Raw genomic sequence first — 882 nt, 5'->3', positions numbered from 1 at the left:
CCCCTTGATTGCTCTAAAAAAGCTTGCAATATAGCCAGTAGTGTTCTATTATTAACGTGTAAAATTATAATGGTTGACTATAGAGAACCCTTAAGGAGGCTCCGTAGGAAACCGATATCTATTAGGATTAATTCGGAATGTAATTTGTTTGGGGAATAAAATTACGAGCAGGCATTAAAACTTAATAGTGGTTGATTACAGAGAAACCAGTATGGTGGCTCTGCAGAAAACCAATATTTTGACGATAGGGTTTTAAACTTTGGGTTTTTAAACTTGGCCGTCAGAATATTGGTTTTTTGCTTTCTTTAGATAAATTAAGGGGAGTGGATACCGTGTCATTTGAAAAAGAATATGGCGAGCCAGAAAAAAACATAGTCCGTCTTGATGCCCGCAAAAAAATGGATGACCGCCAGCGCAGGCATATGCAGCACGAGCTCAAGGTTTACATGGAGCAGTATTTTAAAAAAAAGTTAGGCAAGGGGGTTGATTACACCAAGGTGGTGGTCTGGGAAGACATGCTCATCATTCGGGGGGAAAGATTTCTTACCGACCCGGAGATATATATTGTGGAAACCTCGGCGGGGCAAGATGTGGTCAGAGCAGCGCGCATGCAGGTGGCATGGCAGCATGCCATCGATAATGTGCCATATTTTGAGGAAAAACTGCAGGCCAAGGCTATTCACCAGACCTATGATGTTGAGCCGGAACGTGATTTCTGGATTCATGTGGTGGTTTTTGACCGGGTATTGACCGAATAGCGAAAATTACAATTACATATCTTGGTGGATCGCGAAGAAACCTTTATGGGCGGCTTCAAGACAGACCAGTATTCTTATGAAAAGTCTTATTAGATGACAGTAAGGATATTGGCCCTTTGTTTTC

1 protein-coding gene is annotated in these 882 nt (G+C 41.8%); it reads left to right on the top strand.

Features of this window, described 5'->3' with window-relative positions; all coding sequences use genetic code 11:
- Window positions 1-332 precede the first annotated feature (332 nt).
- A complete protein-coding gene (locus B3W37_RS11775) occupies window positions 333-758 on the top strand; it encodes a Na-translocating system protein MpsC family protein (protein WP_481041361.1) in 426 nt (141 codons plus the stop codon).
- Window positions 759-882: the final 124 nt, after the last annotated feature.

The sequence above is a fragment of the Syntrophomonas sp. UBA5494 genome (genome assembly GCF_002426325.1).
The sequence above is the reverse complement of the archived record's forward strand: the minus strand, read 5'-3'. Positions and strand labels throughout refer to the sequence as shown.